This window comes from Vibrio splendidus (assembly GCF_003345295.1).
Classification (GTDB): domain Bacteria; phylum Pseudomonadota; class Gammaproteobacteria; order Enterobacterales; family Vibrionaceae; genus Vibrio; species Vibrio splendidus_K.
In genome coordinates this window covers 3318880-3345241 of record NZ_CP031055.1, presented here as the reverse complement: position 1 = coordinate 3345241, position 26362 = coordinate 3318880, and the positions used below count along the sequence as shown (strand labels likewise).

Here is a 26362-nt window from a genome sequence, read left to right as displayed (position 1 = left end):
AATTAACCTTCCGGGCCTTTAATTTGTATCTATTCGATAGCCTCAAAGACGTTGCCCAAGAATACCTAACAGAGCCTCAAATTGAGGCTCTGCGTCAATCTTATGTGGTAGCGAGAAATGCCCATGAAGGGCAAACCCGTTCAACGGGTGAACCATACATAATCCATCCTGTTGCTGTTTCAAGAATCCTGGCAGAAATGCGTCTGGATATAGAAACCCTGCAAGCCGCCCTACTCCACGATGTAATTGAAGATACTGAAGTTACAAAAGAGGAGCTAGAAGCTCAATTCGGCAATACCGTTGCTGAACTGGTTGATGGTGTATCTAAGCTGGATAAGCTTAAATTTCGTGATCGCAAAGAAGCGCAAGCAGAGAACTTCCGTAAGATGGTTCTCGCCATGGTGCAAGACATCCGCGTTATCTTGATCAAATTAGCTGACCGTACTCACAACATGCGTACGCTTGGGGCACTTCGTCCTGACAAAAAGCGTCGTATTGCTCGTGAAACTTTAGAGATCTATTCTCCGCTAGCTCACCGTCTTGGTATTCATAACATCAAGACCGAACTAGAAGAGTTGGGCTTCGAAGCCCTCTACCCTAACCGTTATCGCGTACTCAGAAATGTAGTGAAAGCTGCGCGTGGTAACCGTAAGGAAATGATCCAACGTATCCATAGCGAAATTGAAGGCCGTCTTGAAGAAGTCGGTTTGTCTGCTCGCGTCGTAGGTCGTGAAAAGAACTTGTTCTCCATCTATAACAAGATGAAAACCAAAGAGCAGCGCTTTCACACCATTATGGACATCTACGCTTTCCGCGTAGTGGTTGATACCCCAGATACTTGTTATCGCGCACTTGGCCAGGCTCACAGCTTGTACAAGCCACGTCCGGGCCGCATGAAAGATTACATTGCGGTACCAAAAGCCAACGGCTACCAATCTCTTCATACGTCAATGATCGGCCCTCACGGGGTACCTGTAGAGGTTCAGATCCGTACCGAAGATATGGAGCAAATGGCCGACAAAGGTGTCGCGGCACACTGGTCTTATAAAGGCAGTGGCTCACGCAGTAGTAATGGGACAACCGCACAGGTTAAAGCACAGCGTTGGATGCAGAGCTTACTTGAGCTTCAACAAAGCGCAGGTAACTCATTCGAATTCATTGAAAACGTTAAATCTGATCTGTTCCCAGATGAGATCTTCGTGTTCACGCCGAAAGGTCGCATCGTCGAACTTCCTGCGGGTGCAACAGCGGTCGATTTTGCTTACGCGGTACATACCGATGTCGGCAACATGTGTGTAGGGGCTCGTGTCGACATGAACCCTTACCCACTCAGCAAATCGCTGAAGAACGGTCAAACCATTGAGATCATCAGTGCTCCGGGCGCACGTCCGAATGCAGCATGGCTCAACTACGTGGTGACCTCTCGTGCTCGTACTAAGATCCGTCAGGTTCTGAAGACAATGCGCCGTGAAGAGTCGATTACCCTAGGCCGTCGTCTACTGAATCACGCACTTGGTGAACACTCTATTGCCGATATTGGCCAAGAGAACCTTGAGCATGTATTGTCTGACTTACGTCTAGAAAGCGTTGAAGACTTGCTAGCATCGATTGGTCTTGGCGAGCTGATGAGTATCGTCATTGCTCGTCGCCTACTGGGTGATGCTGACGAACTGACTGAAGTGAAAAACAACAGCGATGCGCCTAGGAAGAAACTAGCTATCCGCGGAGCTGAAGGTCTACTACTGACTTTTGCAAATTGTTGTCACCCGATCCCAGGCGATCACATCATTGCTCATGTATCTCCAGGTCGTGGCCTTGTGGTTCACCGCGAAACGTGTCCAAACGTCCGTGGCTACCAAAAAGAACCAGACAAATACATGGCGGTGGAATGGTCTGACGATTACGATCAAGAGTTCACAGCTGAACTTCAGATCGACATCCAAAACCACCAAGGTGCACTGGCAGAGTTAACGAACGTTATCTCGAAAACGGGCTCAAACATTCACGGTATTTCAACCGAAGAACGTGATGGACGCCTGTACACAGTGACTATCTTGCTGACGACCAAAGATCGTGTTCATCTTGCAAGTATTATGAAAAAGCTACGTGTGATGCCACACGCGCTGAAAGTAAAACGTCGTAAGAACTAGATCTAACAGCAGATAAATAAAGCAGATGAGAGATACGAGTCTCGAGATGCGAAGAGCAAAAGCTTTTCACCACCTCAACTCTTCGTATTTCGAGTCTGCTTTAATTTTTTGTACCGCCCTGTTCTTTTCTTAGCTCGCTTACCCAAGTCTCGAATCTGCTCTTATCTCTTCGTATCTCGTTTACTCGCATCTCGAATCTGCTCTTAATCTCTTCGCATCTCGTTTACCCGTATCCCGCATCTGCTCTTATTCCCTTCGAATCTCGTGCACTCTCATCCCTCATCTGCTTCTAAGCTTTACCCTGTACAAAAATCCAGTAAAATGCTTGAATAGATTATCTCTCTTACGTTTATGAGCCTTGTTATGTCACAGCTTTTATCTGCTATCCCTCTCAACTCTTTATCTGGAGTCGGCGCTAAAGTCGCAGAGAAACTAGAGAAGGTTGGGCTTAACAATGTACAAGACCTGCTGTTTCACCTGCCTTTGCGCTATGAAGATCGAACGCGTATCTATCCCATCGTAAAACTGCATGCAGGTTTATGGGCAGCAGTGCAAGGCAAGGTCATGCATGTCGATACCATTTTCGGTAAACGTAAGATGTTGGCGGTAAAGATCAGCGATGGTAACGGCACCATTACCCTACGCTTTTTCAACTTTACTGCAGGAATGAAGAATAACTTTGTCGAAGGCAAACAAGTGCATGCCTACGGTGAGATCAAGCGCGGTAACATGGGGCTGGAGATTGTCCATCCCGACTACAAATTCTTTGCGCCTAGGCAACAGCCAGATGTTGAAGCCAATCTGACTCCAGTGTATCCAACCACGGAGGGGCTAAGACAAGTCACGCTGCGTAACCTCACCGACCAAGCATTAGAACTGATCGATAAAGCCGCGGTGAATGAGCTGCTACCATCAGGTTTATACGATCACCAAATTACCCTCGCGCAAGCACTGCATACCATTCACAGGCCACCTCCAGGCATTGACCTAGAGTTGTTTGATGAAGGTAAACACCCTGCGCAGCTACGCCTGATTATGGAAGAGCTACTGGCTCAGAACTTATCGATGCTGTCTGTTCGTAGCAAAGGACAGCAAGACAAAGCGATGCCTTTCCCTCAGGTAAACACCCTCAAAGATAAGTTGTTAGCTCAACTTCCGTTTTCACCAACCAATGCTCAAGTAAGGGTGACTAAAGAGATCGAAGCCGACCTTGAAAAGCCACACCCTATGATGCGTTTAGTACAGGGTGATGTAGGTTCAGGTAAAACCTTAGTCGCCGCACTGGCAGCCGTTCGCGCACTCGAACATGGTCAGCAAGTGGCACTGATGGCACCAACCGAGCTATTGGCAGAACAGCACGCGATTAACTTTGCCAATTGGTTTGAGGCGATGGGCATTCCAGTCGGTTGGCTGGCAGGTAAACTCAAAGGTAAGGCTCGTGAAACTGAACTAAAACGTATTGCCAGTGGTGAAGCGCAGATGGTGGTCGGTACTCATGCCCTATTCCAAGAGCATGTCGAGTTCAAAAACCTTGGTCTCGTGATCATTGATGAACAGCACCGATTTGGCGTCCACCAGCGATTAGAGCTACGTGAGAAAGGCGCAAAGCAAGGCTACTACCCCCATCAGTTAGTCATGACCGCCACCCCAATCCCACGAACGTTAGCAATGACGGCCTATGCCGACCTTGAAACTTCTATTATTGATGAACTGCCACCAGGGCGAACACCAATTCAAACCGTGGCGATTCCTGATACCAAGCGCGATGACATTGTTGAGCGCGTGAAAAATGCGTGTCTCAATGAAGGCAAACAAGCCTACTGGGTGTGTACGTTGATTGATGAATCGGAAGTACTGGAAGCTCAAGCTGCAGCTGATACCGCCGAAGAGCTGCAACGCAAACTGCCTGACGTAAAAATTGGTTTAGTGCACGGTCGAATGAAACCCGCCGAGAAACAAGCGGTGATGCGAGACTTCAAAGAGAACAAGCTGCACCTGTTGGTCGCTACAACCGTCATCGAAGTAGGTGTGGATGTACCGAACTCGAGCTTAATGATCATCGAGAACCCAGAGCGCCTTGGCCTAGCACAACTGCACCAACTGCGTGGCCGTGTTGGCCGTGGTTCAGTCGCAAGCCATTGTGTACTGCTGTATCACTCGCCACTGTCTAAAACCGCTCAGAAGCGCTTAGGTGTGCTTCGTGAAAGTAACGATGGCTTTGTGATTGCACAGCGCGACTTAGAAATCCGTGGCCCCGGTGAATTGCTCGGTACCAAACAAACTGGCTTGGCCGACTTTAAGATCGCTGATCTAATTCGTGACCAACGTTTAATCCCAGAAGTGCAACGTATTGCTCGTCATATTCACGATAGCTACCCAGACAATGCCAAGGCGATCATCAACCGTTGGTTGGGTGAACGCGATGTTTACTCTAAAGCTTAATTAGCCAAGTTACCATCGCCCAGAACGTAGAAAGGCTTCCCTTAAGGAAGCCTTTTTAGTGTGCGTTACTTTCATCAAGTAAGAGCGAGATTCCCTATTCGCTCGTTCCTCACGATAGGGAATGACGATCAAAGTAAACTTTCATCATCAAAGTCCATGGTTAGCAATTCGTCATCCCCGAGAGGGAAGAATGACCGAGTCGGGGATCTCTTAACAGTTCCCCGAACCGACCCCGTCGCCATAATACATACTGATGATATTTAAGGCTTCACAGGAAAACTGATCTGCGCTTTTAAGCCACCTTCACTGCGGTTATTAACCACCACGGCACCTTGGTGCTGGCTGACAATACGTTTCACAATCGCTAAGCCTAAACCTGTCCCTTCACTGCCACGAGCGGTGTCACCACGCGTGAACGGTTCAAACAACTTACCGACTTGGTCTTGCGGGATCCCCGGGCCATTATCTTCAACGGTCACCCAAGCCAGTTTATTATCGGCCGTCATGCCAGTCGATACCTTGACCCAACCATTGCCATAGCGCAGCGCATTCACCACCAAGTTACTCACGGCACGCTTCATCGCGATCGGGTTCCCTAGTGCAGGCTTCATCGAATCTGGTATATCGGTTTCAATTTGTACCTCGTAGCCACCTTCAGAGCTAGAAACTTCTCGGGCAATATCATCGACAAATACCTCTTGGAATGAATCTCGATCAACGGGCTTTAGGTAATCCATAAACTGGCTGATGATCTCATTACACTCTTCGGTATCACTGATGATCCCTTCCGCTAAATAGCTATCTTCTGGCGACATCATCTCGGTCGCTAAGCGAATACGCGTTAACGGAGTACGTAAATCATGACTGATACCTGCCATCAACAAAGCGCGGTCTTCTTCGAGTTCTTGGATACCTTTCGACATCTGATTAAAGGCTCGAGTTACCGAGCGGATCTCTTGCGCACCTTGTACTGGTAGCGGTGGTGGAATATCACCACGCCCCACACCTTGGGCGGCTTTCTCTAGCGCTATCAAAGGCCGGTTTTGCAAGCGAATGAACAGCCAGCCACCCGCGACAATCAACATCGCCATGATCAGGCTGTTACGGAAAAGAGGCGCAAAGTCTTCTTCTTGTAGCTCAGACAGAGGAATACGAATCAAGGAGTTAGGCAGCTGTGCGATGTCCATCCACAACACGTAGCTCTCTTTGCCTAGAATCAGCCGTACTTCGGTTTCAGAGCCCAACTCTTTGGTCATCTCCTCACTCATCAGGTCGATTGCTACCGCATGGTAATACTCACCCGCGGCTTCGCTGTCCTTGGCGTGAACCGTCACTCCTAACTGCTCAAGCACACGTTGACGTAGTGGCGCATCAATCTCGATATCCATGTCAGTGCCTTGGTCCAACACAAGGTTTAACTCATGAGCCAAGATCTTATTAAACTGCTGCAAACTCGGCATCAATGCATAGTTAAACACCGCGTAATAAGAAAAGATTTGGCTAGCGACCAACAGGGTTAAGAAGAGTACTATCGACTGAGTAAAGGAGCTACGTATGCGCATAGAAGACCTAAATTGAGGGGATGATAAAGGGATATAATGGGAACTATAGCTGTAAACCATTGTGCTGAATACAAAACGGGCCATCGCATATTAATGAGATGACCCGTAAATATAGAATTCTGATTCACAGAACCGATGAAGCTGATATAGAGCTTACAAAACCGGCTTAGACTGCTTTGCCATCTGGAACGAATACGTAACCCAAGCCCCACACCGTTTGGATATAACGAGGTTTACTTGGATCTTCTTCAACTAGACGACGCAGACGTGAAATCTGAACATCGATAGAACGTTCCATCGCTGAATACTCACGGCCACGTGCCATGTTCATCAGCTTATCGCGAGACATTGGCTCACGAGCGTTAGTCACTAGCGACTTAAGAACCGCAAATTCACCTGAGGTAAGAGGCATTGGCTCTTCACCGCGGAACATTTCACGTGTACCTAGGTTCAAGCGGAACTCACCAAACTCAACCACAGACTCTTCTGTGCTTGGCGCGCCCGGTGCTTCAATTACTTGGCGACGCATTACCGCTTTGATACGAGCAAGCAGTTCACGTGGGTTAAATGGTTTTGGCAGGTAATCATCAGCACCCACTTCCAAACCCACAATGCGATCCACTTCATCACCCTTTGCGGTCAGCATCAGGATTGGTAGCGAGTTGTTTGCGTTTCTTAGGCGGCGACAGATCGATAGGCCGTCTTCGCCCGGCAACATTAAATCCAATACCATCAAGTGAAAATTTTCACGGGTTAACAGGCGGTCCATCTGCTCACTGTTTGCCACGCTACGCACTTGAAAGCCTTGCTCTGACAGATAGCGTTCTAACAGTGCACGTAAACGAGCATCGTCATCGACCACTAAAATTTTGTAGTTTTCTTGCATGTAATGGTTCCACCTATTAAAGCTTAAACCTAAGGTTAAGCATTCTTGGTAAATTGTATATTGGTATAAGACATTAAAAATGTAACATTATTGGAGAAAAAGTCGCCTAAATAATTGTTAACGTATGTTGCCTTTCTATATATTCTATCTTAGATCATCATTTCATTAAGTCAGATTTATGAAAACCAAACTTATCACCCGCGAAGGTTATAACAAGCTCAAAGCAGAACATGACCACTTATGGCACGAGAAGCGTCCAGAAATAACCAAAATAGTCACTTGGGCTGCAAGCCTTGGAGATCGATCAGAAAACGCAGATTACACCTTCAATAAGCGTTTGCTTCGTCAGATTGATCGCCGAGTCCGTTTCTTAAGAAAATTCCTACCTGATGTGACTATCGTTGATTACTCACCGCAACAAGAAGGTAAGGTATTTTTCGGTGCTTGGGTGGAAATTGAGAATGATGATGGGGAAATTAAGAAGTTTCGTATTGTCGGCCCTGAAGAGATCTACGGTGATGCGAAAGGTTATATCTCTATCGACTCGCCAATGGCTAGAGCTCTGCTCAAGAAAGAAGTGGATGATGAGTTTACGGTAACCACACCAGAAGGCGATAAAGAGTGGTTCATTAACTCGATTCGCTACGCAGACGACGCGTAAAGTTTATGCCTTATGCCTTATGCCTTATGCCTTGGCTTATGGCTTATGGCTTATGGCTTATGGCTTATGGCTTAGCGTGATTAACCGGCCATCACAGGTCGAGCAGACAAACCCAAACTCCAGATAAAAGAAAACCCCGCTAGGCTTGCGCCTGGCGGGGTTAAGTCTCTATCGCAGCAATCCGGCTACTGTTTATCTCTTCGAGATAAGGTGCTCCCTGCATCTGTCCTTGATAGTGGCTAAATCCTTTAACCAATTTCCTTTTTGTTCATCGCCATCCTAGCGGTGTCCATTCTAGCCTGTCATCCTGACTGGCGAATCTCATCCAGAGATTATTACTTCCTTGCTGACCACTCATCCTAAGTAATCAAATCTTCATCCTGAAGATACCTAGTCCATTAGGCTTTTTCCTGTTCCTGCCAACTCCCTGTCGACAAGTTAAATATTACGGTATTTGGGCGAGTTTCCTAGATAGTCCCAAAAAACATTTCAGGTGAGAAATACGCCCCAAAAAATCATGTAATTAAAAATCAACAACTTAAAATTAAATTAAGACATATTGACAGGTTTAAGGCGACTTAGGCTTACATCACGTGTGAGAGATCTCGCACAAAGCGGATATCACAAACGGAAATTCGACTTCTGACACGATAATTACACAGCCAAAGCTAGAAAAAGCGTACGCTCACCCCCATGTATTTGTCATGATATTAAATAAGAGATTCATCGGATGAGCCAAGCTATCTGTCGACTGATTGCTGAAGAACTGAATGTTCGTTCAGAGCAAGTCACCGCCGCAGTAAACCTAATTGACGACGGTAACACCGTTCCCTTTATTGCCCGCTACCGTAAAGAAGTCACGGGTGGCTTAGACGATACCCAACTACGTAACCTTGATAGTCGCCTTTCATACCTTCGCGAACTTGACGATCGCCGCCAAACGATTCTTAAGTCGATTCAAGACCAAGGCAAACTCACGCCAGAACTGGAACGTGATATCACTCAAGCCGACAGCAAGACGCGCCTAGAAGATCTATACCTGCCATACAAACCAAAGCGTCGTACCAAAGGTCAGATCGCAATCGAAGCAGGCTTAGAGCCACTTGCCGATACACTTTGGAATGAACCACAGCACGATCCTGAAACCGAAGCCGCTAACTTCATCAGCAGCGATAAAGGCATTGCTGATACCAAAGCGGCACTGGATGGTGCACGAGCGATCATCATGGAGCGCATTGCTGAAGACGCAAACCTACTTGAAAAGATTCGCCAACACCTCACGCGCAACTCAGAACTCGTTTCACGTGTCGTGGCAGGCAAAGAGCAAGCAGGCGAGAAATTCAAAGATTACTTCGAACACAACGAAACACTCAACAAAGTACCTTCACACCGTGCGCTTGCGATGTTGCGAGGCCGAAATGAAGGCTTCCTAACGCTGGCAATGAATGCAGACCCTGAGCAAGAAGAAGGTGTACGTGGTTCTTACTGCGAGAACATCATCTCTGATCACTACGGTATTACCCTGAGCAGCGCACCTGCAGATGCATGGCGTAAGCAAGTGATTAGCTGGGCGTGGCGTATCAAGGTTTCTATGCACATGGAAACCGAGTTGATGGGCGCGATGAAAGAACGCGGTGAGATCGAAGCGATTGAAGTGTTCGCAACCAACCTTAAAGATTTGTTGATGGCGGCACCTGCTGGCCCTCGCGCAACCTTGGGCTTGGATCCGGGTTTACGTACTGGTTCGAAAATCGCCGTGGTGGATTCAACCGGTAAGGTTCTGGCAACAGAGACTATTTACCCTCACCCACCGCAAAAGCAATACGAAAAGTCAGCTCATATTGTTGAGCAAATGGTTCGTCAATACAATGTTGATTTGATTGCGATTGGTAACGGCACGGCTTCACGCGAAACAGACAGCTTTGTTGCTGATGTGATTAAGCGTGGCAACCTTACAGCGCAAAAAATCATAGTGAGTGAGGCTGGCGCATCGGTTTATTCGGCTTCTGAGTTAGCAGCAAAAGAATTCCCTAACATGGATGTATCGATTCGTGGTGCGGTGTCTATTGCTCGTCGTCTGCAAGATCCATTGGCAGAGCTGGTGAAGATTGACCCTAAATCGATCGGTGTGGGCCAATACCAACACGACGTGAGCCAAACTATGCTCGCTAAGCGCCTAGATGCGATTGTCGAAGACTGTGTAAACGCGGTTGGTGTTGATGTGAATACTGCTTCTGCTGCACTGTTAACTCGTGTAGCCGGCCTTTCTACCACCATCGCTCAGAACATCGTGGACTTCCGTGATGAAAACGGTCGCTTCGAAGCGCGTACAACACTCAAAAAAGTCGCTCGTTTAGGGCCAAAAGCCTTTGAACAGTGTGCGGGTTTCCTGAGAATCATGGATGGTAAGAATCCATTAGACGCATCTTCAGTTCACCCAGAAGCTTACCCATTGGTGAAAACCATCGCCGAGAAAAACCAGAAAGACATCAAGTCTCTGGTGGGTAATACAGACTTCTTACGTGGTTTACATGCGGTTGATTACACCAATGAGAACTTCGGTGTACCTACGGTAACCGACATCATCAAAGAGCTGGATAAGCCGGGTCGAGATCCTCGTCCTGAATTCAAGACAGCAACCTTCGCCGATGGCGTAAATAGCATGTCTGACCTAGAACCCGGCATGATCTTAGAAGGTGTAGTTTCAAACGTAGCCAACTTTGGCGCCTTCGTTGACATTGGTGTCCACCAAGACGGTTTAGTGCATATATCAGCGCTAACCGATCGTTTTGTCTCTGATCCTCATGAAGTCGTGAAAACGGGGGAAATCGTCAAAGTGAAGGTGATGGAAGTCGATGTTCAACGCAAACGTATTGCGCTAAGCATGCGTATGAAAGATGAACCCGGCCAAGACAACCGCGCACAACGTTCAAGTGCACCTCGCACGCAAAACCGCCCAAATCAAAATTCGCAAGGTGGACAACGCCGCCGTGAAGAACCGCAACAAAACCCGGCGATGGGTGGTGCTTTTGCCGCTGCCTTTGCTAAAGCGAAGAAATAATAGGTCAATGAAACGACTGCGTGTCGTGAAATAAATAGCCTGTAAAAACAGAAAACCTGCATCCCTTAGGGTATGCAGGTTTTTTTATTATGTGTTCAAAAAAGACATCGAAGTTTGGTTGGGTCATAAGTTTTCGATTTATAACACGACCAGCATTCCTGATGGAGCATGAGGCGCAACAGCATGACCATAATGATATTTTATGACCTTACGTCGCTTCTCCATCTGTCCCTCTTGAATCGCCGCATCTAAAACATGCTTTGGCAGGCGGAAACGCATGGTATAGCCCTTTCCTTGATCAGCACTGTATGTTCTCAGTGCCAATAAGCTGAACAACCTATCAAAAGGATCTTGTGGCTCTTCTTGGCTAATCGAATTGGCCTCTGACTCGTTCTCCATTTCATAACCAGGATGGTCTGAAGGATCCCAAGCCGACTGCTGCCTTCGCTTATCGTCCGGTTTTACCTTTCGCTCTGCATTGGTTTTCGCCAATGCTACGGCGGGAGCGACAGGTTCTCGAACTCTATTATCACGCGCAACTTGCTCTGTTTGCACATTAACGGATGGGGCGATCAGTGGCACACTCACTGCAGTTGCAGGTGACACAATCATCGCGAACTCCTCAAGAATCGCCCATCGTTATTGCTATAACGCTGTTGTACTGTGAGTCAGCACAACAGGCATAGCCCAACTTACCGCAATCAGCTCAGGAGAGAGTGAGGTCTGAGTATCATTCAACACGTTGGTTAGGTTATATATCGACCAAGCCAGCGATAAATTTAGCGATTATTTTCTCGCGAAGCTGACCAGTTCACTGCAAAAGGCATCTGCTTCAGTCATAAAGGGCGCATGTGAAGACTGAGTGAAGATGTATTGTTCGGTATGAGGTAAGGCTTTGCCCAAGTCTTTTGCAACCTTGATTGGCACAAGCCCATCTAATCGACCGTATAAGCGCAGCATAGGCACAGAGATCTGCGGTAATTGTTCACGGAGGTCAACGTCTGACAGCATTTTCAAACCCGCTAACAAAGAATCTGGATTCGGTAGCGGACGAGACAGCACCGCTTGCTTGAGCTGTTTTACATCTTGCCTTGCTGAAGGACTGCCCATAGCTTGCAATGCCATAAAACGTTCGATGGTGGTCTGATAGTCTTCAACTAGCTGCTCAGTGAATGCGGTTAATACGTTTGGCTGAATGCCTCGCCATAATACGGGTTCTTTTGCGGCTGCGAATTTAGGGGAGCTAGCGACAGTCACCAATTTGCTTACGTAATCTGAGTGATGGAGAGCCATGTGCGTCGCGACCAAACCACCGAGTGACCAACCCACCCAAATCGCTTGCTTGGGCGCGTCGACCAATAGTTGCTGAGCAATCTCTTCAAGATCTTGAGCGTGGCAGTGCGCGCTGTGTCCATACCCAGGAAGATCGACGACATGCACTCGAAAGTTAGCTTCTAACGCATCAACGGTTTGCTGCCATACCGCACCATTCATACCCCAGCCGTGAACCAGAACTAAATCAGTTCCTTGCCCTGAAACATGCCAATATAACGCGTCACTCATTCTCAATATTCCCTACTTTTTCCATCAGCAATAACCTGCATTTTTCAGTATGGTGAGCAAAAGGAACACCATAACCCAAAAGCATCACAAGCTATGTTATCCGATTGGCTACAAAAACACACACCACGTCTGGTCACACCTCAATGCCACTTATGCAAGCTAGATAAGTCGCACAGCGATGCTCACCCTCGATGGTGTGATTCTTGTCTTAATCTCTTTGAGTCAGTTCCTCGTTGCCAACGATGTGGCTTGAAAACACTGACGATCGTCGAACAGTGTGGTCAATGCTTATCTCAACCTCCACCTTGGCATCGTCTCTATTGCGTTGGGGACTACACCTTCCCAACGGCACGTTATATCCAACAGATGAAGTACGCCGATAAGTTTTGGTTTGCTCGTGATCTGTCGAAACTGCTAGCGTCACGAATTCAACACCCAGCAACGTTGATTACCAGTGTTCCTTTACATTGGACTCGATACATTCATCGAGGCTTTAATCAGAGCCAGTTATTGGCACATTACACAGCTCAGGAACTGAACGTTAAAAATACGGTTTTATTTCGACGTTCTCACTCAACACCTTCACAACAAGGATTAACCAAATCAGCAAGACAGAGCAATCTCAAAGATGCTTTCACGCTGCATAATACGAATTTCTCAGCGATTGATTACCCTCACATCGCGATAATTGATGATGTTGTAACCACAGGCAGTACAGTGTATCAATTATGCCAATTACTACTTGAAGTGGGCGTTAAAAGGATTGATATTTACTGCATCTGCCGCACTCCTGAGCCCTCTGGATAATTGCTGTGAATCGCTACTTGTACAGCAATCCAACAAAAAAGGGCTGAATTACAAATCTGACAGGAGTAGAATGGCGCTAATAACCTACAAATTTACTCAGGTATTCGTCGTGTCAAATATTACTATTACAGAAACAGCTCAAACTCACTTTGCCAATCTGCTGTCACAGCAGCCTGAAGGTACAAACATTCGTGTGTTCGTGGTAAACCCAGGCACACAAAACGCTGAGTGTGGTGTTTCTTACTGCCCAACAGATGCTATCGAAGCGTCTGACACTAAGCTTTCTTTCGACGCTTTCTCGGCATACGTTGATGAGCTAAGCCTACCATTCCTAGACGAAGCTGAGATTGACTTCGTAACTGACAAAATGGGCTCTCAACTCACGCTAAAAGCGCCAAACGCTAAAATGCGTAAAGTATCAGACGACGCAACTCTTATAGAGCGTGTTGAGTATGCAATCCAAACACAAGTGAACCCACAGCTTGCTGGCCACGGCGGTCACGTTAGCCTAGTAGAGATCACTGAAGAAGGCGCAGCTATCGTTGCATTCGGCGGCGGTTGTAACGGTTGTTCTATGGTTGACGTAACGCTTAAAGAAGGCATCGAGAAAGAACTTCTTCAACAATTCGAAGGTGAATTGACGGCCGTTCGTGATGCAACTGAGCACGATCGCGGTGAGCACTCTTACTACTAAGCACTTTACAACTAAGAGCTCCTACGACTAAGCACTCATGCAGTCTTAGCCAGTAGAAAGTTAAAGATTCAATCAAAAGGTTGATGCGCAAGCATCAACCTTTTTTTATGTTTAAAACAGCAGAGCACTTCCGAACCGTCTATTTCTCGTTCAATGCCAATAATGACGGGCGCGTTACCATTTGCAGTAAGGTATTCAAGTGATCGCAATCGGTTCCTGATCCAATAATTCCAGGATATGAAAACTCGGATCTAGGAACTCAACTCTATTTCCCCTATATTAGAATGACTTTATAAGAAAGAATTCCAATGAGCTAAGGAGCGAGCGCAATGACAAAAAGGACCAAGCCAGAAATTTTGGCTCAACAAACTGTCGCTCAATCAAAACTATTCTCTATCGAGTCTCTCGATTTACGCTTTTCAAACGGTGAAGAGCGCACTTACGAACGCATGAAGCCCAGCGGTCGCAACGCAGTAATGATGGTTCCGATTACTGAACAAGGCGATATTCTGTTAGTGCGTGAATACGCAGCAGGCACAGAGCGCTATGAACTCGGCTTCCCAAAAGGGCTAATTGATCCAGGTGAGCAGCCCAATCAAGCCGCCGTTCGTGAACTAAAAGAAGAAATTGGCTTTGGTGCCAACAAGCTTACTCCTCTAAAAGAAGTAATCCTTGCACCCTCTTATTTCTCTAGCAAAATGACGCTGTTTATCGCAGAAGAACTCTACCCAGAAAAACTAGAAGGTGATGAGCCAGAGCCACTAGACATTGTGCGCTGGCCACTTGCTCAAGCCGAAGAACTGTTAACGCATCTCGACTTCTGTGAGGCTCGCAGTATTACAGCCCTACTATTAGCCCTTCGTGTATTAAACAATAATTAGAACATTCAGGCTCGCTCGAAGAGTAAGAGAATATTTATGCCAATAACAAAAGATTTGTCTCACCTCCTACCCTCTATCATTGAGATTGCTCGCTCTGCAGGCCAACTCATCTTAGAGATTTACGAGAAAAAGGATTACGAAGAGTTCACTAAGAGTGATGACACTCCAGTAACCAGTGCCGATCTTGCAGCACATAAGCTGATATTAAAAAAACTCAGTGAATTGACGCCTGATATTCCCGTATTATCCGAAGAAGACGCCGACATCAGCCTAGAGCAACGCTCTCAATGGGATCGCTACTGGTTGGTTGACCCACTCGATGGCACGCAAGAGTTCATCGCAAGAAGTGGCGACTTTGCAACAATCATCGCCTTAATTGAGCATAACAAGCCGGTAATGGGCGTCGTGTACGCGCCTGTTTCAGGTGTGAGCTATTACGCTTACAGTGGCAAAGGCGCTTGGAAGATCCCAGACCTCAATGACAGTGTAAAAATCAAAACGCATCGTCACGAGCTACCAAACCAGTCGATCGCGATGGCAATCAGCCGTCGCCAAGACATCAATCGCATCACTAACCGTATGAGCTCTGATTGGAACTACGACTTGGTTCCTCTAGGTTCAGCAGCGCTTAAAGCATGTTTAGTCGCAGAAGGTGCTGTGGACTGTTATCTACGTATTGGACCAACCGGAGAGTGGGATACCGCAGCAACGCAATGTATTGTTGAAGAAGCGGGAGGACGAATCCTAAGCACTCAACTCGAGCCGCTTTCTTATAACGAACGTGAGACACTAGAAAACCCGAATTTCATTGTTCTTGGTGATGCAGACTTACCTTGGTCAGAGATACTTCAGAGTAAAGATTAGGCGAGTTTGCTCTCTTTAACCGTCAGATATCCTCTAGATTCTCAGAACAAACAAAATGGGCACCTCAGTGAGGTGCCCATTTTTATATCTTGCGATTTGATCGCCAAATGTACTAACCAACAGATACTAGCTCAGAAGTAGATACCGGGCTAAAAGCGGCCTTGATAAGTAAATTGGTATTTACCCTGGCTATCAGGATTGCCCAACCACTTAAGCTGGCTCTGCATCGCGGGAGGGAACTCAGCACCCGGTTTAAACCACGCCGCTGATGTGTAGCGTTGATTTGGCGTTACGCTCGCCGAGAACTCACTGTCCACTTGCTCGCTCTTCTGAATGCCTTTGGCTGCAATTGTGTTGTCTTCACAGGTTATGTCCGCAATCACAGGACCAAGGTCTAACGAGCCCACAGGAGAGTCGACTGCTGCACCAGACCAAGCAAGCGTACCTTCGCCCGATTGGCACCAAGGCTGAACATGAACCGCATGTTTGATCGTCAGTTCAACTTGTCCTGCAATAGAAACAGGTACTGGGATAGCCGGTGCATATTTCATCACGTTTCTTGCTGGCATGGATGCGACTAAATTTTCCGCGTAAGCACCGCTCATGCTATATCCAACACGACCTTTACCGGATAAGTTCATATCGCTGTTACGACCAAAGCGAACCGCAAGCTCGGCTTTGGCTTGGAATAGTTTAGAGAACTGGAAGTCCCACTGCACTGAGCCGTAATTGACACGCTGCCACGCAATATTGTTAGCGCGACCTTGCCAAACGGTGCCCTCAACGCCTTCGATGCTTAAACCACGCACAACGGGCGCATGCTTGAGAGCAAAAGCGGCAGGCAAATGCAGCAACAAGCTTACCGAGAAAAAAACGATAAAAATGACGCTGAATAACAGGCCATATTTGAAAGATAAACCGCGTTTCACATTAACCTCGTTTAAACTGTAGTCGGTTGATCTCAATAACCCCAGGGCTATCAGAGCGATCAATATCCATAAACTCAACCTCAACACCCTGCTTTTCTTTCAGGTATGTCAGCCAGTCAACGAACTTATTAAATGGCACAGGCTTAATCCATACTTGCAGCATCTCACCACGTGGTTGCACGCGTATCAGCTCGATATTAAAACGGCGCATAGAAGCAGGCACAGATTGGTTTAAAGGCTGGCTGGCACTGATGCCACCACTGCCTCGTAGCTCAACCACTTGATTCGCTTTGTCCGTTACCCAAGCCAGAAGCTGCTTCTCACTTTGAATACGACTTTGTGCCAGTTCAGCTCGCTGACTGAGTGGCTGTAATAACCCCCAATAAACGACACCCAACACCAATAAAACTGAGCAACCAACAACTAATCGCTGCTCTCTTTGACTTATTGAAGTCCACCACGCTTGGAGTGGTTCAATCATATTTCTCATCACTGATCTCCTTACGCAGGTTATTGATGGGGTTTAAGAGTAAAGCTGCCAAATACGGCATCGCCATTACGGTTCAATGGCCCTTGCTCAACGACAAACTTCTCTTCGAGTTTCACCCTTGCGGTCTCAAAGTGTTGGAAGTCAGAGCTTTTCGCCTGAAGTCGAACCTCAGAACGGTTACCATCATAACGAATGCTTTCAACTTCGATCGACTTCACTTGTCCTAAGGTTTCAGGCAACAATGCTAGCCAACCGAGTAAGGAGTCCCCCTCGCCTGAGCCACCGTATTTCTTAGCTTCATCATTCATCTGACGCTTAAGGTAGCTTATTGTCGGAATGCGTTGTTTGCCAGGTAGCACCGCTCTAAAAATACGTTCACTTTCGGCTCTGTAAGCTTCGGCTTGCGCTTCATACTGCTGAACCTTCAACACTTGTTGAGTCACAATCACGGCCACCAGCAAACAAGCAGCAATCGCCACTTTCTGCCAAACACGCCAATATTTACTGAATGAAGATTTGGTTTTAAAGGTGCCAGTCAGTAAATTTACGCCGCTTGTGATCGCTTGCTGACTCAATAAAGACATCACCAATTCAGCAGGCTTTGCTTGCCACTCGAGACCGCTTTGCTGTTGAACGTCGTCGCTCGGCATCGCGGTATAGCTGAAGATAGTCGTCGCTTGCTCTTCCTCATTGGCGCCAATCCAATCACTTTGCAAGAACATCGGTAGCCATGCTTCGCTGATTGATACGGCTTGATAGTTACCTTGACGTTGAGAGTGACCTTGGCGCAATAACCAATGTTGGTCGATCTGTAATGCACTGATGCCTTGTTCTTCAAAAGGCACGGCGAGTGTATCTGGTAGCACCTTACGGAAGATTATATTGGCTTCGCGAAACAGGTTTAAAGCTTGTTTTAACCATTCACGATCCACACCACACACGGTAGCGTGAGTGGCATCTTTATCCAAAATGGTCAGGTGTAAGTCTTCGATATCTTGTGCGACTTCGTCTTCTAATAAGAACGGCAGCATAGAATCAAACTGGCGAGCAGCACCTTTCGGGATCTCAACACGCTTAATTAAGCATTCACTTCCCGGCAATAAAGCGATACAGCTGCGCTTTTCAGCGTAAGGCGTTAACTCGTCAAGCTGTTCCCAGCTAGACAGTTCACCGCTTGCTATCACTTCTTGTTGGCTTGTCGACCAAACTAACCACTGCACAGGGCTTTGTGGTTCGCTACTCAGTCGAACGGTCAGAAACTCGCTCACTGATTCCTCCAAAACGACGGCGTACTACCGTCACTGTTTCTCGATTACTACTATAGAAAAGCGTCCGTATACGTACACGTGACTGCTCAACTAATACCTCTGCATCTAGCTCAAAATAGGCGCTATCTACAGTTAAATATGCTTTCGCTTTTTTGCTAACTTCGGCACTTACACCAACAATGGCAGGTTCAGCCATAAATGCATCTACCGTATCCCAACCATCAAATGGGCGTTTATCTATCAGCTGTTTGGCATCCGATTCACTTAAGCCTGGCGCAAACATCGCTTCCAATAAAGGCGCTTGCTTTTCCGTGAGTGTATTCACGTTCAAACGGAAATCATCGGTTGGCAGAGCACAAACAAATGGGCGAACCTTATTCATCACTTCACCAGTGACCTGATAAACCGCTCGTAGCTCCGATTCATCGGCCATTAAGCCATTCGCCGCTAAATAAGAGGGCTTCATCGCTTCATAGGTGCTGTCTTCTACGCCAGACGAAGAGGTGGTTCGTGTATCCGCATCAACAAATTCCCACGTTGAATTTGCGATAACCTCAGCCTGATAAGGCTCAACGTCTTGGTTTTCCAATAAGGTTTGCCAAACCGTGATTAAATAAGGAACCTGGTTACTTGAAGTGGTCGCCACTCCGGCTAAGGCATTAAGATTAAAACATGCCTGAGCATCAACAATGCGGCCCTTAACTTGGCCATAATCCAATGGGTATACCTGCTCTTCTAACGCCCATGGTTGGCTTAGGTTCACGGTATCACTGTCTTTGTAACTTTGCCTAATACCGTCTTGCACAAGCGCTTCCACACCAATGCTATACCAGTAGGCCTGTTGGTAATTCAATTGATTACCAACACGCTTAAATTGGGTAAATAAACGTTCAGACATGCTGCCAGCAATGGTGGCCATGATCGCCAATAGCATCAAAATAATGATCAGCGCGACACCACGCTGTTTGCGTCCCAAGGCTGACCTTGTTGCTATACGCTTGTTAGTTCGACGAGTCATTATTCCCCTCACTACTACCTGAAGAGTCATTACTTGAAGAACCATCGGCCTGATCTAGGGTGCCACCTGGAGTGAGATAAACACGCTCTATCTCACCATAATCTTTCAAGGTTAGCTTGAGCCTTACCGCTTTCGGCAGGGACTTATCGGTTTGCCACTCTTTCCCCCAGCGGCTTCCGTCATAAAACTCGATTTCAAAGCTTTCAACATCATCAAGCAGAGGGGTAATCACACCTTCTTGGCCTGCAGGCGTATCGGGGTAACGCCACCATACACGCTCAAGTGTTTCTTCTTTGATGCGGTAGCCAACTTTCGTTACTTCTCCGCGAGGAAACTGCTGCTGCGGGTTGTGCCAACCTAGGCGAGTAAACATGATGCCAACACTGTCGGAATCCAGTAAATACTCTTTCATTAAGATCAGCTTAGATGATGCTTCTTCACCATTGGTACGAAATTGTCGCACCGCCATCTGGCGAAAATCATTATCTAAAATGACTAAACTGCGTTGCAGTTGGTTCAAACGAGCACTGCGCTCAATCGAGATCTCGTTACTTCGCTGCACCTGATTAACCACCTGATAAGCCGCCATACTTAACGTGGCAAAGATAGCGATCGAGACCAAGACTTCAATTAAGGTAAAGCCTCTCCCTTTGGAAGATAGACCTTGTTTACGCGGCGTACGCTTATTTGCCGACATGCTCTTATTTAACAACATAGCTGCGCACCGTCACTACTGGAGAAGATTTTTTACTGGTTGCCGCGCTCACATCAAATGCCTTTAACGAGTCTCCGCTGGTATCGATTGGAGTTACCTTCCAGAACCACTCTCTTCCTGCCAACTCTTGCGTGCCCTGCGCTTTTTTTAGCTTATCAGGATGCAGCATGACTAAGGCCATCTGATTATCAACGACCATCGCCGCGAAGGTCTTTTCTTCGAGATAACTGAGTGTATTGATGTGCTGAGTAACAGCACGAATCACACTGATCGCCGCCGTCGCAAAAATAGCCAGCGCAACTAATACTTCAAGCAGAGTCATTCCTCGAGAACCAAGAAGCATACAGCGAGAACGATAAGGAGAACGGTTATTCTTCTTCATCTTCTTCTCCCGGCTCAAGTAATCGAATCTCACCATTATCCAACACTCGAATGCGCCAACCATCTTGTATTGTGTCACCCGTGTTAGGGTAAAACGACAATACAAATGGCGTCATTTCAGCACTCGACAAGATGTAGACCTGTGGTGGCTTGGGCTTCTTTTCCTCTTCCAGATCCGCAAACATGTCTTCATCAAATAAGCTTCCCGGATTAAAAAGACGATCATCGTCTTCCCACGCGCCACCACCTAATGTCAGCGACAGTGCCAGTTCTTCCGGTAATTCAGTTGAAGAAGGGATCTTTTCGAACTCAGTTTCTTGCCAGCCATCAGACTTCAAAGTCATCAGAACGTAAGTCGATTTTTTTTCATCAACACGAACACCAAAATCTAAGCCACTCAAAATAGCCTCTTCATTGAGTAGCTGAATTCGCTGATAAAAGCTTTGAGCGTATTTTTTAGCAACATCTTTGCTATTGGTAGGGATGGTCGAGATCACCGCGACCGCCGATACTGACAGTAATACCAACACCAAAAGAATCTCAATCAAGGTGAAACCTGGCTGTGTTTGCTTAGTTTTCACCTTATAGACTCCATTTTTTGCGTACTACCATCAATAACGTATCAAGCGACAATAACGAATCAAACAACAGGAACGTATCAACCGACAACAAGCCGAAGCTTATTGGAAGTCCTGCATGTTCCAGTTGCCGATATCCGCAGCAATACCTTCACCACCTTCTTGACCATCAGCGCCAAGAGTGAAGATATCAATTGTGCCGTTATCGCCAGGACTTAGGTATTGGTACTCGTTACCCCATGGGTCGTTAGGCAGACGCTTGATGTAACCGCCGTCACGGTAGTTACGAGGCTCTGGGCTGCTTGGCTTAGAAACTAATCCATCAAGGCCTTGATCCGTTGTCGGATAAACGCTGTTATCCAGTTTGTACATGTCGAGCGCGTTCTCTAGCGCCACGATATCAGTGATGGCTTTTTGTTGATCCGCCTTCTCTTTGTTGCCCAACAGGTTAGGCACAACAAAACTTGCTAAAACACCAAGGATAACGACAACAACCATGACTTCTAATAGGGTAAAGCCTGACTGTTTCTTCATTTTATTTTTCATTATTTTCTCCAAATTACAGACAGCGAGTTGAAGGTAATGATGTCCTTCGTCTCGATAATCCAAAAACTAACGTCCTATGAGCGACTGATTAACCGCTCATCAAATTATTCATTTCAAGCATCGGCATCAGCGTCGCCATCACAATGAACAGCACTAAGCCTGCCATCAAAGCGATAAGGGCTGGGGTAAAAATGCCTAAGGCGATGTTTACGGTCGACTCAAAACTTTGGTCTTGGTTATCAGCCGCTCTTGTCAGCATCTGCTCCAACTGGCCACTCTGCTCACCACTGGCGATCATATGCAGCATCATCGGGGGAAAGAGTTTGGTTTGATCAAGCGCTTTACGCAGGCTTGCCCCTTCTCTAACGCTGTCTGATGCCTGCAGTACTTGCTGTTTCACGTGATGATTCGACATCACATCTACCGCGACCTTCATCCCTTCAAGGATAGGAATCGCACTAGAGGTACAGATAGAAAGTGTTCGTGCAAAGCGAGAGGTGTTGATCCCTTTCGCTATCTTGCCGATCAACGGGATGCTCAATAATTTGCGATCCCAGCTCATGCGAACGCCCGGCTTTTTCAGCGCAGTCTTAACCAACACAATCACACCAATGGTCAACACCAGTAATTGGATGCCCCAATTTTGGATAAATTCACTCGATGCTAATAAAAATTGTGTCGACTGAGGAAGCTCTTGTCCCATTTGGATAATAGGCTCTACGATCTTAGGCACTACCGTTGCCAGTAGGAACGACACAATCGTCACTGCAAACACCACCAGCACGATTGGGTAGATCATCGCTTGCAGCAACTTAGAGCGCATCTTTTGACGATTTTCGGCGTAGTCCGCTAAGCGCTCCAATACCGCATCCAAGTGCCCTGATTTCTCACCAGCAGCAACCATGGCTCTGAATAGCTCATCGAAGATATGGGGATAATCAGACAAGCTGTCTGCTAACGAATAACCTTCAGTCACCTTAGACCTCACCGCGAGTAGCATGGTGCGAATACGAGGTTTCTCAGACTGTTCGGCAACGGCTTTCAAGCACTCTTCCAACGGCATACCAGACTGAACGAGCGTTGATATCTGACGAGTAATCAAAGCCAAATCAGGCGTACTAATGCCGCGTTTAAAGCTGGTCGACGGCTGAGCACCTTTCGTTGTTTTTGCTTTAGCCTCGGTCATCTCAACCGGCATCAAGCCAAGTTCTTTTATTCTTTGGCGAGCCTGACGAGCATTATCTGCTTCAATAGAGCCTTTTTTACTTTTGCCTTTGGCATCCAATGCTTTGTATTCAAATGCCGCCATACTAGACTTCCTTGGTCACACGCATCACTTCTTCTAGGGACGTTACCCCTTTCAGAACTTTGCTCAAGCCATCATCTCGAATACTTGGTGTTGTGCCACGAATTGCTTTTTCAATCGCCTGTTCACCCGCTTCACTGTGAATCAACTCTTGTACTGAATCATCAATCATCAGCAGCTCATGAATACCGGTACGGCCTCTGTATCCCTTATGGCCACACTCTTCACAACCTTTGGCATGGTAAAGCGTCAGGCTTTCTTTCTTCTTCAACCCAAACAGTTTCTTCTGCTCTTTATCGGCTTCATAAGGTTCTTTACATTCGTTACATAAAGTACGAACCAAGCGCTGAGCCAAAACACCCAGCAGCGAAGAAGAGATTAAGAAAGGTTCAATGCCCATATCACGTAGACGCGTGATCGCACCGATTGCTGTATTGGTGTGAAGGGTCGACATAACTAAGTGACCCGTTAAAGAAGCTTGAACAGCGATCTCAGCGGTCTCCAAATCACGTATCTCACCAATCATAACCACATCAGGATCTTGACGAAGAATGGCACGTAAGCCTCGCGCAAAGGTCATATCAACCTTAGGGTTCACTTGTGTTTGACCAATGCCATCAATATCGAATTCGATTGGGTCTTCAACGGTTAAAATGTTTCGTTCATTACTGTTGAGTTCTTGCAGACCAGCGTACAAGGTCGTCGATTTACCTGAACCTGTCGGGCCGGTCACCAAGATAATTCCGTGTGGGCGCTGAATCAGCTTACGGAAGTTTTCATGGTTTTCTGCTGTCATACCTAAACTGTGCAAGTCTAGACGAGTGGCGTTTTTGTCCAACAGACGCATTACCACACGCTCACCGTGCGAAGAAGGCATGGTTGAAACACGAACATCAACCGCTCGGCCACCAATACGCAGAGAAATACGACCATCTTGTGGCACGCGTTTTTCCGCAATGTCCAATTTAGCCATAACCTTGACACGCGAAACCAATAACGGAGCCAGTTTACGGCTTGGCGCTAAAACATCACGCAGCACGCCATCAACACGGAAACGAATCGACAACGACTTCTCAAAGGTTTCTATGTGTATATCCGAAGCACCCTCTTTGATCGCCTCACCCAGCATCGCATTGATTAACTTGATGATTGGTGCATCATCTTCTGATTCAAGTAAGTCTTCGTCTTGAGGCAGTTCTTCCGCTAGTGAGAAGAAATCATCACTATCAGCACCAATGTCTTCCATGAGCTGACGAGCTTCTGACGAGTCACGCTGATAAGCATCGGTCAGTTTTTTATCAAACTCATCGAGAGTAATCGCTTGTGGCGTGAAACCATTTTTCACAACACGACTCACTTCAATGATCGCCGCCGATTTCAGTGGCTCAACATAATAAAGTATCGGGGCGCGCTCTGGATGTTGATACTCCAACACCATCTTATAGCGATTCGCAAAGCTAAACGGCAAGCGCTGATAAGTACGTGCCGCCCCTACCAATTCAGCCATTATTCTTGTTCCATTTGATCGATGAAGGCTTGAATTTCAGCCGGGTGATTCATGTCGGCACCAAATTTAGGCAATACCGGGATGTTATCATCTGCCATTAATTTCAGCCCTTGCTCAGCCTTATACAGCTGCTCAGCACGGATGAAGTTGTATTTACGCTGCGTGATACCATCAGCTGTCATACCATCACGAATAATGGTTGGTTTGATGAAGACCATTAGGTTCTTTTTCTCAACCTGAGTACTGGTTGATTTGAACAGGTGCCCAAGTACAGGAATATCACCTAAGAATGGGACCTTAGATTCACTTTCCAGTGCTCGCTCGTCAATCAGACCACCAAGCACCAGCATTTGACCGTCTTGAACAATCACTGATGTATTTAGCTGTCGCTTAGCAAAACGCACATCAACCGCACCATTGGCGCCTAATACGTTCGATACTTCTTGTTCTATTTGCAGCTGAACCGAGTCACCTTCATTGATTTGTGGCACCACTTTCAGCTTGATACCCACTTCTTTACGTTCAACCGTTTGGAATGGGTTGTCGTTGCTTGAACCTGCGGTCGAGCCAGTTAAAACAGGCACCTCTTCACCCACAATGAATGACGCTTCGCCGTTATCCATCACGGTGATACTTGGAGAAGATAGGATATTTGAATTTGAATCGGTCGCTACTGCACTGATCAAAGCGGTCCAGTCACCCATCACCACACTCATTGCTGCACCGTTCACGCCAGAAAGAGCAGAAGCCAATGTAGAATAATCACCTTCTTCTGTAGTGGTTTCATTACGTAAGAAGTTATTATTTTCATCATAAACAGCTTTGGTTGTTGTTGAATCTTTTGCTTCTTCTAGGCCAACCATCACACCACCAATAGAAGCACCAGTGTTGCTGTACTGAATCATGGCACCCGTTTCAAGGTTACCCCATTGCACACCAAGGTTAACGCCGTCACCTTCTGCCATCTCGACAATTAGGGCTTCAATCAATACTTGAGCACGACGAATATCGAGTTGAGCGATCACATCTTGCAGCGCGTTCATGATGTCCGGCTGTGCGGTAATGACCAAAGAGTTGGTATCGCTGTGAGCGGAGATCATCACTTGGTTGCGTTGCGATGAGCTGCCTTTGGTTGAAGATTGCTTTTCTGATTGCAGGTTGTCCGACACGCCTTTCAGCACATCAACTAAATCTTCTGCTTTTGCGTACTTAAGGTAAATAACTTGGTTGTTGCCCTTGGTTGCCATTTCAACATCAAGCTGTTCAATCAGCCTTCTTAAACGGCTACGTACCTTAGGGTCACCTGAGATAAGAATCGCATTGGTACGCTCATCAGCAACTAATTTAGGTTGTAGGAAGGCAGGTGTGTTTTTAGCATCTGTGGTTTTGCTTAACGCATCAACGATACGTACCATTTCTGCCGCAGAAGCATTCTTTAGCTCAACGACTTCAATCTCTTTATCACCCGCTTGGTCAACGCGCTTGATGATTTCAGCTAAACGGTTTACTACCGCCGCTCGGCCCGTAATAAGGATGATGTTGGCTGGGTCGTAATGCACAACGTTACCCGCGCCTGCATTGTCGTTTAGTTGACGAAGCAGAGGAGAAAGTTCACGTACTGAAACATTACGAACCGTCACAACACGTGTCACCACGTTGTCGCCTTTGATCGTGTCACTGTCTCCAACGACTGGAATTGCTGATGTTTTCGAATCCTTGGCTTTGATGATCTTAAGAACACCTGAGTCCATTTCGACAACCGCGTAGCCATACACTTCCAATACGTTTAGGAAGAAGCTGTAATATTGCTCTTCATTGAGTACGTCGTAGCTGCGTACATCGATTTTTCCGCGCACCGAAGGGTCAACGATGATCGTCTTCTCTAGGTTACGACCAACAATATTAATAAACTCTTGAATATCAGTGCCTTTAAAGCTGGCACTAAAATCACTCGCGATGGCTGCGGGTGTGCAGATTAAGCTTCCTGCCAATAACCATGCACTTTTCTTAAACCAATGCTTCACGTACTTCTCCTACACTTTCGTCCTTCGTT

23 protein-coding genes are annotated in these 26362 nt (G+C 46.8%); 8 read left to right on the top strand and 15 right to left on the bottom strand.

Annotation, left to right across the window (positions count from 1 at the left end; translation table 11 throughout):
- Positions 1-23: 23 nt before the first annotated feature.
- Both spoT and recG read left to right on the top strand, forming a co-directional pair.
- Positions 24-2150 carry a bifunctional GTP diphosphokinase/guanosine-3',5'-bis pyrophosphate 3'-pyrophosphohydrolase gene (gene spoT, locus DUN60_RS15040; RefSeq protein ID WP_004735646.1) on the top strand — a complete coding sequence of 709 codons (2127 nt, stop codon included), beginning with the start codon at positions 24-26 and terminating at the stop codon, positions 2148-2150.
- A gap of 363 nt (positions 2151-2513) precedes the next feature.
- Complete coding sequence (gene recG / locus DUN60_RS15035; RefSeq protein WP_114634189.1) at positions 2514-4592, top strand: ATP-dependent DNA helicase RecG; 2079 nt, start codon at positions 2514-2516, stop codon at positions 4590-4592.
- A gap of 260 nt (positions 4593-4852) precedes the next feature.
- Here the strand turns inward: recG and envZ are convergent, their stop codons facing one another.
- Together envZ and ompR are read right to left on the bottom strand one after the other, a co-directional pair.
- Positions 4853-6154, bottom strand: coding sequence for a two-component system sensor histidine kinase EnvZ (gene envZ, locus DUN60_RS15030; protein ID WP_114634188.1), 1302 nt, complete (start codon positions 6152-6154; stop codon positions 4853-4855).
- Between the two features lie 166 nt (positions 6155-6320).
- A complete protein-coding gene (gene ompR, locus DUN60_RS15025; protein ID WP_009848007.1) occupies positions 6321-7040 on the bottom strand; it encodes an osmolarity response regulator transcription factor OmpR in 720 nt (239 codons plus the stop codon).
- A gap of 178 nt (positions 7041-7218) precedes the next feature.
- Here ompR and greB point away from each other — a divergent pair, with 178 nt between their 5' ends.
- Positions 7219-7701, top strand: a complete 483-nt coding sequence (gene greB, locus DUN60_RS15020; RefSeq protein WP_114634187.1) for a transcription elongation factor GreB — start codon at positions 7219-7221, stop codon at positions 7699-7701.
- A 730-nt stretch (positions 7702-8431) separates the two neighbouring features.
- Complete coding sequence (locus DUN60_RS15015) at positions 8432-10762, top strand: Tex family protein (RefSeq protein ID WP_114634186.1); 2331 nt, start codon at positions 8432-8434, stop codon at positions 10760-10762.
- A 138-nt stretch (positions 10763-10900) separates the two neighbouring features.
- Here DUN60_RS15015 and DUN60_RS15010 read toward each other — a convergent pair whose 3' ends face one another.
- Together DUN60_RS15010 and bioH are read right to left on the bottom strand one after the other, a co-directional pair.
- On the bottom strand, positions 10901-11374 hold the full coding sequence (locus DUN60_RS15010; protein ID WP_004735616.1) for a hypothetical protein: 474 nt from the start codon (positions 11372-11374) through the stop codon (positions 10901-10903).
- A 174-nt stretch (positions 11375-11548) separates the two neighbouring features.
- Positions 11549-12325 carry a pimeloyl-ACP methyl ester esterase BioH gene (gene bioH, locus DUN60_RS15005; RefSeq protein ID WP_114634185.1) on the bottom strand — a complete coding sequence of 259 codons (777 nt, stop codon included), beginning with the start codon at positions 12323-12325 and terminating at the stop codon, positions 11549-11551.
- A 93-nt stretch (positions 12326-12418) separates the two neighbouring features.
- Here bioH and DUN60_RS24980 point away from each other — a divergent pair, with 93 nt between their 5' ends.
- The 4 genes from DUN60_RS24980 to cysQ all read left to right on the top strand — a co-directional run bounded on the left by DUN60_RS24980 (position 12419) and on the right by cysQ (position 15571).
- Positions 12419-13132 (top strand): phosphoribosyltransferase family protein, encoded by a 714-nt coding sequence (locus tag DUN60_RS24980; protein ID WP_167409365.1) that lies wholly within the window; start codon positions 12419-12421, stop codon positions 13130-13132.
- Between the two features lie 109 nt (positions 13133-13241).
- Positions 13242-13826: a Fe-S biogenesis protein NfuA gene (gene nfuA, locus DUN60_RS14995; protein ID WP_004735612.1), complete on the top strand. Its 585-nt coding sequence runs from the start codon at positions 13242-13244 to the stop codon at positions 13824-13826.
- A 329-nt stretch (positions 13827-14155) separates the two neighbouring features.
- Entirely contained in the window at positions 14156-14707 is a 552-nt protein-coding gene (gene nudE / locus DUN60_RS14990) for an ADP compounds hydrolase NudE (protein ID WP_017094150.1), read from the top strand.
- A 36-nt stretch (positions 14708-14743) separates the two neighbouring features.
- A complete protein-coding gene (gene cysQ, locus DUN60_RS14985; protein WP_114634184.1) occupies positions 14744-15571 on the top strand; it encodes a 3'(2'),5'-bisphosphate nucleotidase CysQ in 828 nt (275 codons plus the stop codon).
- A gap of 149 nt (positions 15572-15720) precedes the next feature.
- On the opposite strand, the gene DUN60_RS14980 is transcribed toward cysQ, so the two are convergent.
- From DUN60_RS14980 to gspD, 11 genes are all read right to left on the bottom strand, one after another.
- Complete coding sequence (locus DUN60_RS14980) at positions 15721-16500, bottom strand: type II secretion system protein N (protein WP_114634183.1); 780 nt, start codon at positions 16498-16500, stop codon at positions 15721-15723.
- 1 nt (position 16501) lies between these two features.
- Positions 16502-16990 carry a type II secretion system protein M gene (locus tag DUN60_RS14975; RefSeq protein ID WP_017086954.1) on the bottom strand — a complete coding sequence of 163 codons (489 nt, stop codon included), beginning with the start codon at positions 16988-16990 and terminating at the stop codon, positions 16502-16504.
- Positions 16991-17010: 20 nt separating this feature from the next.
- The gene (gspL, locus tag DUN60_RS14970; RefSeq protein ID WP_114634182.1) at positions 17011-18258 is read right to left on the bottom strand and encodes a type II secretion system protein GspL; all 1248 of its coding nucleotides are present in this window, start codon (positions 18256-18258) and stop codon (positions 17011-17013) included.
- Positions 18227-19276: a type II secretion system minor pseudopilin GspK gene (gene gspK / locus DUN60_RS14965; RefSeq protein WP_054547989.1), complete on the bottom strand. Its 1050-nt coding sequence runs from the start codon at positions 19274-19276 to the stop codon at positions 18227-18229. Before gspK ends, gspL begins: the two co-directional genes overlap by 32 nt.
- Positions 19260-19991, bottom strand: coding sequence for a type II secretion system minor pseudopilin GspJ (gene gspJ, locus DUN60_RS14960; protein ID WP_114634181.1), 732 nt, complete (start codon positions 19989-19991; stop codon positions 19260-19262). Before gspJ ends, gspK begins: the two co-directional genes overlap by 17 nt.
- Positions 19978-20373 (bottom strand): type II secretion system minor pseudopilin GspI, encoded by a 396-nt coding sequence (gene gspI, locus DUN60_RS14955; protein WP_114634180.1) that lies wholly within the window; start codon positions 20371-20373, stop codon positions 19978-19980. The genes gspJ and gspI overlap by 14 nt, the downstream gene beginning before the upstream one ends.
- Positions 20360-20953 (bottom strand): type II secretion system minor pseudopilin GspH, encoded by a 594-nt coding sequence (gspH, locus tag DUN60_RS14950; protein WP_017079328.1) that lies wholly within the window; start codon positions 20951-20953, stop codon positions 20360-20362. Before gspH ends, gspI begins: the two co-directional genes overlap by 14 nt.
- A gap of 99 nt (positions 20954-21052) precedes the next feature.
- Complete coding sequence (gspG, locus tag DUN60_RS14945; protein WP_009848023.1) at positions 21053-21496, bottom strand: type II secretion system major pseudopilin GspG; 444 nt, start codon at positions 21494-21496, stop codon at positions 21053-21055.
- Between the two features lie 88 nt (positions 21497-21584).
- Complete coding sequence (gspF, locus tag DUN60_RS14940) at positions 21585-22805, bottom strand: type II secretion system inner membrane protein GspF (RefSeq protein WP_102449565.1); 1221 nt, start codon at positions 22803-22805, stop codon at positions 21585-21587.
- 1 nt (position 22806) lies between these two features.
- The gene (gene gspE / locus DUN60_RS14935; protein WP_054547992.1) at positions 22807-24309 is read right to left on the bottom strand and encodes a type II secretion system ATPase GspE; all 1503 of its coding nucleotides are present in this window, start codon (positions 24307-24309) and stop codon (positions 22807-22809) included.
- The gene (gene gspD, locus DUN60_RS14930; RefSeq protein ID WP_114634179.1) at positions 24309-26333 is read right to left on the bottom strand and encodes a type II secretion system secretin GspD; all 2025 of its coding nucleotides are present in this window, start codon (positions 26331-26333) and stop codon (positions 24309-24311) included. Before gspD ends, gspE begins: the two co-directional genes overlap by 1 nt.
- Between the last annotated feature and the right edge of the window lie 29 nt (positions 26334-26362).

Bases quoted from the DNA above. Each gene is read 5' to 3' on its own strand.
- ompR (WP_009848007.1), bottom strand. From the start codon at position 7,040: ATGCAAGAAAACTACAAAATTTTAGTGGTCGATGACGATGCTCGTTTA.
- DUN60_RS14975 (WP_017086954.1), bottom strand. From the start codon at position 16,990: ATGAGAAATATGATTGAACCACTCCAAGCGTGGTGGACTTCAATAAGT.
- gspF (WP_102449565.1), bottom strand. From the start codon at position 22,805: ATGGCGGCATTTGAATACAAAGCATTGGATGCCAAAGGCAAAAGTAAA.
- gspJ (WP_114634181.1), bottom strand. From the start codon at position 19,991: ATGTTGTTAAATAAGAGCATGTCGGCAAATAAGCGTACGCCGCGTAAA.
- nudE (WP_017094150.1), top strand. From the start codon at position 14,156: ATGACAAAAAGGACCAAGCCAGAAATTTTGGCTCAACAAACTGTCGCT.
- gspG (WP_009848023.1), bottom strand. From the start codon at position 21,496: ATGAAAAATAAAATGAAGAAACAGTCAGGCTTTACCCTATTAGAAGTC.
- DUN60_RS15015 (WP_114634186.1), top strand. From the start codon at position 8,432: ATGAGCCAAGCTATCTGTCGACTGATTGCTGAAGAACTGAATGTTCGT.
- recG (WP_114634189.1), top strand. From the start codon at position 2,514: ATGTCACAGCTTTTATCTGCTATCCCTCTCAACTCTTTATCTGGAGTC.
- gspE (WP_054547992.1), bottom strand. From the start codon at position 24,309: ATGGCTGAATTGGTAGGGGCGGCACGTACTTATCAGCGCTTGCCGTTT.
- DUN60_RS15010 (WP_004735616.1), bottom strand. From the start codon at position 11,374: ATGATTGTGTCACCTGCAACTGCAGTGAGTGTGCCACTGATCGCCCCA.
- cysQ (WP_114634184.1), top strand. From the start codon at position 14,744: ATGCCAATAACAAAAGATTTGTCTCACCTCCTACCCTCTATCATTGAG.
- bioH (WP_114634185.1), bottom strand. From the start codon at position 12,325: ATGAGTGACGCGTTATATTGGCATGTTTCAGGGCAAGGAACTGATTTA.
- DUN60_RS24980 (WP_167409365.1), top strand. From the start codon at position 12,419: ATGTTATCCGATTGGCTACAAAAACACACACCACGTCTGGTCACACCT.
- greB (WP_114634187.1), top strand. From the start codon at position 7,219: ATGAAAACCAAACTTATCACCCGCGAAGGTTATAACAAGCTCAAAGCA.
- gspK (WP_054547989.1), bottom strand. From the start codon at position 19,276: ATGACTCGTCGAACTAACAAGCGTATAGCAACAAGGTCAGCCTTGGGA.
- gspI (WP_114634180.1), bottom strand. From the start codon at position 20,373: ATGAAGAAGAATAACCGTTCTCCTTATCGTTCTCGCTGTATGCTTCTT.
- envZ (WP_114634188.1), bottom strand. From the start codon at position 6,154: ATGCGCATACGTAGCTCCTTTACTCAGTCGATAGTACTCTTCTTAACC.